Here is a 5467-nt window from a genome sequence, read left to right on the forward strand (position 1 = left end):
ACGGCTTCACTCGGCAGTCCGGCGGCTATGCCAAGATCCAATCCGAAGTGGGCAAGGGCACCACGGTTCGACTTTACTTGCCGCGTTACCACGGCGAGCACGAGACGACGCAAGAGCCCATGCCGGTGCCGGTAGCGTTGCAGCCGATCGCGCGTGAAGAAGTGGTGCTGGTCGTGGAAGACGAGCAGGTGGTGCGCGACCTGGTGGTCGATCTGCTCACGGAATTGGGTTATCGATCCTTGCAGGCCGTCGACGGACCCAGCGGGCTCGCCATCCTGCTGTCCGACGTCCGCATCGACTTGTTGATTTCAGATGTGGGCCTGCCCGGCTTCAACGGGCGCCAACTCGCCGACGCCGCGTGTGCGCATCGGCCCGATCTCAAAGTGCTGTTCATCACCGGCTACGCGCATAACGCGGCGGTGAGCAACGATCTGCTATTGCCCGGCATGCAAATGATCACCAAACCGTTCGCGCTGGAAACATTGGCCGAACGCATTCGAGACATGATCGAAAATTAGCCGGCCGGCACCAGCGCGGACACCGTCAATCGCGGCGGCCCGACACTCCCAAAGCTCGACGAGCAGCGCACGTTGTCCTTCACTATGTGCACTGACATGAGCGGCAGAATCTGCTGACGCAATTGCTGAACGAGCTCACAGTCGCCGCGCTCCAAACGCATCAGGCGGTTCTTGGAAAAAGACACGGTCTTCCACACGGCGGGAAAGCGTTCCAGGTCGGCGGCACTGGTGAGCTTCTCGCCGTTCATGCGGGCGACCAGTTCGTCTTTGGAATCGTACGTGCTGAGCTCGCGAATGTTTTCTTCCGAGGCGAGCACCGGCGATTGCATCGATACTTGGAAGCGGGCAATGCCAACCTGTTCGTCACAGGCATAGCTGCGTAGCTGAATGTCTTCGCGTGCACCGACAGCGCGCAAGATCATCGCCAACTTGTCCTCTAGCGTGCGGCAGGAGTAAGTCGTGCTGTCGCCGCGATATTCAAAATTCACTTGCTGCGACTTCCAGACCGCGGTGACGTTGTTACCCGAGTCAGGCGTGGCAGCGCCGGCGCCGCCGGCCGCTAGCATACAAACCAAAGTGACAAAAAGGGTCCGCATCCAGCCTCCATCGTCACATCATGACTGGGGATGTAACTTCCGTGCTTTGCCGTGGTCGTAACTCTAGAGGTGCACGGTGGGATGTGCCAGGGACTGCCGGTCAACAGCAAGCAAGTGCCGGTGAAACGAGTATGATGCAGGACGGCAATTCGGAGGCCCAGCGGAAGGGGTTGAGGCAATGGACAATAGGTCCAAACAAGCCTGGGAGGGCTGGTCCATCGTCGGCGCCGTGACCATCGCGCTCAGCCTGGTCGTGAGCATCGAAGCCATGACTGCCATTGCGCCGGTGGACGGCATTCGCGGCATCATTCGCACCACCGCGCGCAGTTCGTTTGCTCTGTTTGCTCTTGCCTTCACGGCATCGGCGGTTCATCACTTCTGGCCGAATGCCTGGACGCGCTGGCAGTTGCGCAATCGGCGCTATCTAGGCGTGTCCTTCGCCGTTTCGCATTTGGTTCATCTACTCGCCATTCTGTCGTTGGGGCGCATCGCTCCGGTAGAGCTCGCGGCTGACGCGAATGCGGTGACTTGGATCTTCGGCGGGCTGGCTTATGTATTCATCGCGCTGATGGCGGCGACTTCTTTCGATACCACGGCGCGACTCATCGGTCCACGAGCCTGGACCCTGCTGCATACAGTGGGCTCGTACTACATCTGGCTCATCTTCGCGAACAGCTATTTGTCTCGCGCGGCAATTATTCCTGCCTACATTCCCGTGGCCGCGGTGGTCGTGTTCATCCTCGGCTTGCGCATTGCTGCTCGCGTGTCGCGGGCTAATCGAGCTTCATCACTACCGAGTCGGTGAGATACGGATCGTTGAAGCGCGCCAGCTCGCCGGCCTGCTTGCCTGGAACTAAAAACAAACGGGCGGACAACGGTTTCCGCAGTCGAGTTGCGAGTGCCGCGACATCTCTCAGCAAGCCTTCGATGCTCTCGGCAGAGGTATCGCCCGGCAGCGGAATCACATCGAGTCCGGTACCGCAGACACTGGAGTACAGCAGCACATCGCGAATGCCATAACGATGCTCGCCGGCGCGTTGTGCCAGTAGCGGATCCTCGAGCACGGGCAGCATCAGGCCGGAGTATCCGCAGCTCTTCACGGCCGTGGACTTCAACGCGGCGGTGATGATGGAACAAGCTTCCAACGTGCCGCCGGTGCCGAAGGGGCGGTGAGTAAGCGCTTCGATGGCGGCCGCGATGCTTCGATCTTTGAGAGGTGCCGGCGACGTGTCGATGCCGACGTACTGGCGGCCTTCGCGCTGAGCAATGCCGGTGGCGAGCTTCTCGATGGGCAGCAGCACTTCGTTCAACGCGCCTCGCAACTTCTCGGTCGGGTCATCGCTGGGCCGCAGCGATGCGAACGCGCGTTCAACCACGGCCGGCGTTTCCACACCGATGGCAAACCCATCCGGGCCTTGATGCCAGGCGACCGGAAAGAAAGGAGTGCCGGCGGGAATATTGGCTGCCGCTGCGAATCGGAAGTTGGCGAGCCCTTCCGGCAGAGTTTGCGCCAACGCAACCATGATCTTGGCGCTGAGGGCCGCAACCTTCGGCAGCACGCCGCGCTCCGGTGAAGCAATGACGGTTGAGATGCTGATCGACTTGGTCGCGCGCACCAGTTCCTGAGACCACTCGATCAAACTGTCGTCGGTGCGATCTTCAGTGGCGATGGGGCCAGTGCTGAAGACTGCGCCATGCGCAGCGATCAGTTGATCGATCTTGCGCAACTGCTCGAGCGCCTTGGATCTCGCAGCGGGCGCGAGCGAAGCGATGACCGGGTTGGACGCGACTCTAACCGTCTGCACCTCATAGCCAGCCGCCGTCAGGGTCTGCTTGGCGCGCGTCAGAAACGTTAGCGCCGCCTCGACCCGTTCCAATTCGAGCGCGGGACTGAGTTCCACGCCCGCCGTAATGGTTCGGACTCGTACCGGATTCTTTACTGCAGCCACAGCGTCACCCAAATTGATCGCAGCCAAACCTGCGGTGCCTGCCAACCAGAAAATGTCGCGTCGAGACGGCATGACCGGCTCTTGCTACTCATCATCCAGCAAGGAGCGGGACGACGACAACGTCTCTCGTTCCTTGAACGCCCGTCGTTTGCGGCTCGGGTTCATATAGCTGGCCACGCGGGTAAAGAAGTCCCCGAAGTTTTGCGGAGACGCGCCCCGCAGAATCTGCTCCAGCGAATGGAAGCCGAGCGCGCGATAGCTTTCGAACTGCGATTCGCTGAACCATTGATCGGCCGTCGACTCGTGTGGGAAAGCATCCACCGTCTTGGAGTAACTGTACACGTCATAAGGAACAGGATGTTCGCCCCGGCCGCGCAACGTCGGCTTGATGTATAGCAGCCGGCCCGGCGAGGTGCCCTTGTCGACCGCATCGTAGTCGATGCGTGCGATGGCGCAGTACAGCCCCTGCTTGGCATTGCTGTTGGGATAAATCTCGATTTCTTTTTCGAACCGAATGGGAATGCCGAAGTCGATCCGGATCTTGCGAATGGCATTGCCCAGGTCGCCCAGCTTGGCATCCGGATCGCAGCCGGCATCGCTCACCACGATGTAGCGGCAGCGACGCAGCACCACTTCATACAAGCCCAGGTTGTCGAAGTGGCCGCCGTCGGACAGGTTCACATACTTGAAGTCCGGCGTGGTGTAGCCGAACAACTCGCCGAGCATGGGCGACAACGCTTGCCGTGGGCCAGGCAGGTGATAGGCACCATCGCCTTGCGCGTTGGTGTTACCGAGCCAGGCGCCGAGGCGCACGTTGAACAACGACATTACGAACGCCAACGCTGGCGACGAGCAATAACCCATGTGCGGGTTGGCAGCGGCGCCTGAAATCGTCACCGCGGTGCCGAGCGAGATGCCGCCCTGGCCGCCGTAAGCGGCCGAGTCTCGATACCCTTCGTGGAAGTTGCCGGAGAAGTAGGGCGTGATGGAAAACGATTCGGCCTTGCGTTCCTGCCAGGCCAGATTGCCATCGCGCAATTGATTCAATGTGACGTTGATCAGCGGCAACAAACGCTGCGCGCCCTTCGAGGGCCGCAGCTTATGCATGCGAACGTTGTCGGCTGCGTCGAAGCCGGTGAACGGATCGGGCTTGCGATCCGTATGTGATGCGCCGAGGTACGCGCGCACCAGACGGTTGCGATAGAAGCCGTGTAATGAAAAGCGATTCACGTTCACGATCAAGCCCATGACCAGCGCCGCCAGCAACAGGATGCAGGGGAGGGCCCAGAACCACTCGAAGCCGGTGTGACGCAGGCCGGACTGACGCCACATCGGGTCGGTGAAAATCTTTTCCGCGGCCACATTGGCGTTGCTCACGATCCAACCGCCGAGCGTCGCCGTCGCCCACGAAATCACCAGCACCACGCAGACCACGAAGATCGGTGCCGCCAGTGCCAGGCCGACGCGTTGCATGATCGAAGGCTGATCGGTCGCCGACGCAGTTTTGTCGCGACTGCCGAGCAATGCAGCTGCGACACCGGAGATACCGCCTGCTGCAGCGACCAGAGGTTTGGCGGCGTCGGTAATCTTGTCGAGCAGATACTGACCGAACACGCACAGCGCGCTGACGGCGATCCAACCCAGCGCGATGGCCAGAATCCAACCGGACAATCGCGCCCACCACTCGCGGTCGCCGTCGTTGACCAGTGCCGGCGCGGCGCCGGTGACGAAGGTTTCGCTCAAGCTAGCCAGTCCGACGAACAACGTGCGTGCCAACAAATACAACGTCAGCAACACCGGCAGAGTCAGCATCACATACAAGCCGGGATGGCTGTAGAACGGCAGCAACAAGCCACGCACACACAGGGCCAGCAACAGCGAGATCACCAGTCCGGAAATCAGCAGCGCGGCCAACTCGAACTTGGAGGTGTGCTTGGACTCGGCCGGAATGTCATGCCGCAACCGATACAACAACTCGACCACGGTCCAACCGATCAGCGGAATGACAGTGCACCAGAGCACCGAGAACATCAGCACCGGTCGATTGGCTTCCGACCAGAACGGCGCGTCCAGCACCACTGCTGGACCATTCGCATAGCCGAGGCCGGTGAACGACAGCAACGCAGCTGCGGTGACTACTGGCAGCACACATAGCCACGTGTAGCGCGATGGTGGCGTGTCCGGCGCGCGTACGAAGCGTCGGTGGTAATAGACAGAGAAGCTCGCCAGCAACTCGACCAGCAGCGACGTGTACAACAACGTTCGACCAAGGCCAGGGCTGACGGTGCTCTGAACCAGCAGATACACGCCTTGCGGAATGACGACCAGCGCCGCCAACAGCGGCAGGATCACCAGCCAGTTCAACAGCAGGTTGCGCACGATGATGGCCGCTGCCGTCCACGTG

4 protein-coding genes and 1 pseudogene are annotated in these 5467 nt (G+C 60.9%); 2 read left to right on the forward strand and 3 right to left on the reverse strand.

Annotation, left to right across the window (positions count from 1 at the left end; all coding sequences use genetic code 11):
• A partial coding sequence (locus tag JNL55_RS01970; protein ID WP_293848617.1) for a response regulator occupies positions 1–518 on the forward strand: 518 nt, incomplete at its 5' end.
• Here the strand turns inward: JNL55_RS01970 and JNL55_RS01975 are convergent.
• Complete coding sequence (locus JNL55_RS01975) at positions 515–1114, reverse strand: hypothetical protein (RefSeq protein ID WP_293848619.1); 600 nt, start codon at positions 1112–1114, stop codon at positions 515–517. The genes JNL55_RS01970 and JNL55_RS01975 overlap by 4 nt on opposite strands.
• Before the next feature lie 178 nt (positions 1115–1292).
• Here JNL55_RS01975 and JNL55_RS01980 point away from each other — a divergent pair, with 178 nt between their 5' ends.
• Positions 1293–1919 (forward strand): hypothetical protein, encoded by a 627-nt coding sequence (locus tag JNL55_RS01980; protein WP_293848621.1) that lies wholly within the window; start codon positions 1293–1295, stop codon positions 1917–1919.
• Here the strand turns inward: JNL55_RS01980 and JNL55_RS01985 are convergent.
• Positions 1888–3135, reverse strand: a complete 1248-nt coding sequence (locus tag JNL55_RS01985) for a DUF711 family protein (protein ID WP_293848623.1) — start codon at positions 3133–3135, stop codon at positions 1888–1890. The genes JNL55_RS01980 and JNL55_RS01985 overlap by 32 nt on opposite strands.
• A 12-nt stretch (positions 3136–3147) precedes the next feature.
• Positions 3148–5467: pseudogene (locus JNL55_RS01990) on the reverse strand (hypothetical protein); the annotation flags it as partial.

Source organism: Steroidobacter sp., from assembly GCF_016790065.1.
In the GTDB taxonomy this organism is placed as follows: domain Bacteria; phylum Pseudomonadota; class Gammaproteobacteria; order Steroidobacterales; family Steroidobacteraceae; genus Steroidobacter.

What these genes read in the sequence shown, in the direction of transcription:
- JNL55_RS01975 (WP_293848619.1), bottom strand. Translation starts at nt 1,114, where the DNA reads ATGCGGACCCTTTTTGTCACTTTGGTTTGTATGCTAGCGGCCGGCGGC.
- JNL55_RS01980 (WP_293848621.1), top strand. Translation starts at nt 1,293, where the DNA reads ATGGACAATAGGTCCAAACAAGCCTGGGAGGGCTGGTCCATCGTCGGC.
- JNL55_RS01985 (WP_293848623.1), bottom strand. Translation starts at nt 3,135, where the DNA reads ATGCCGTCTCGACGCGACATTTTCTGGTTGGCAGGCACCGCAGGTTTG.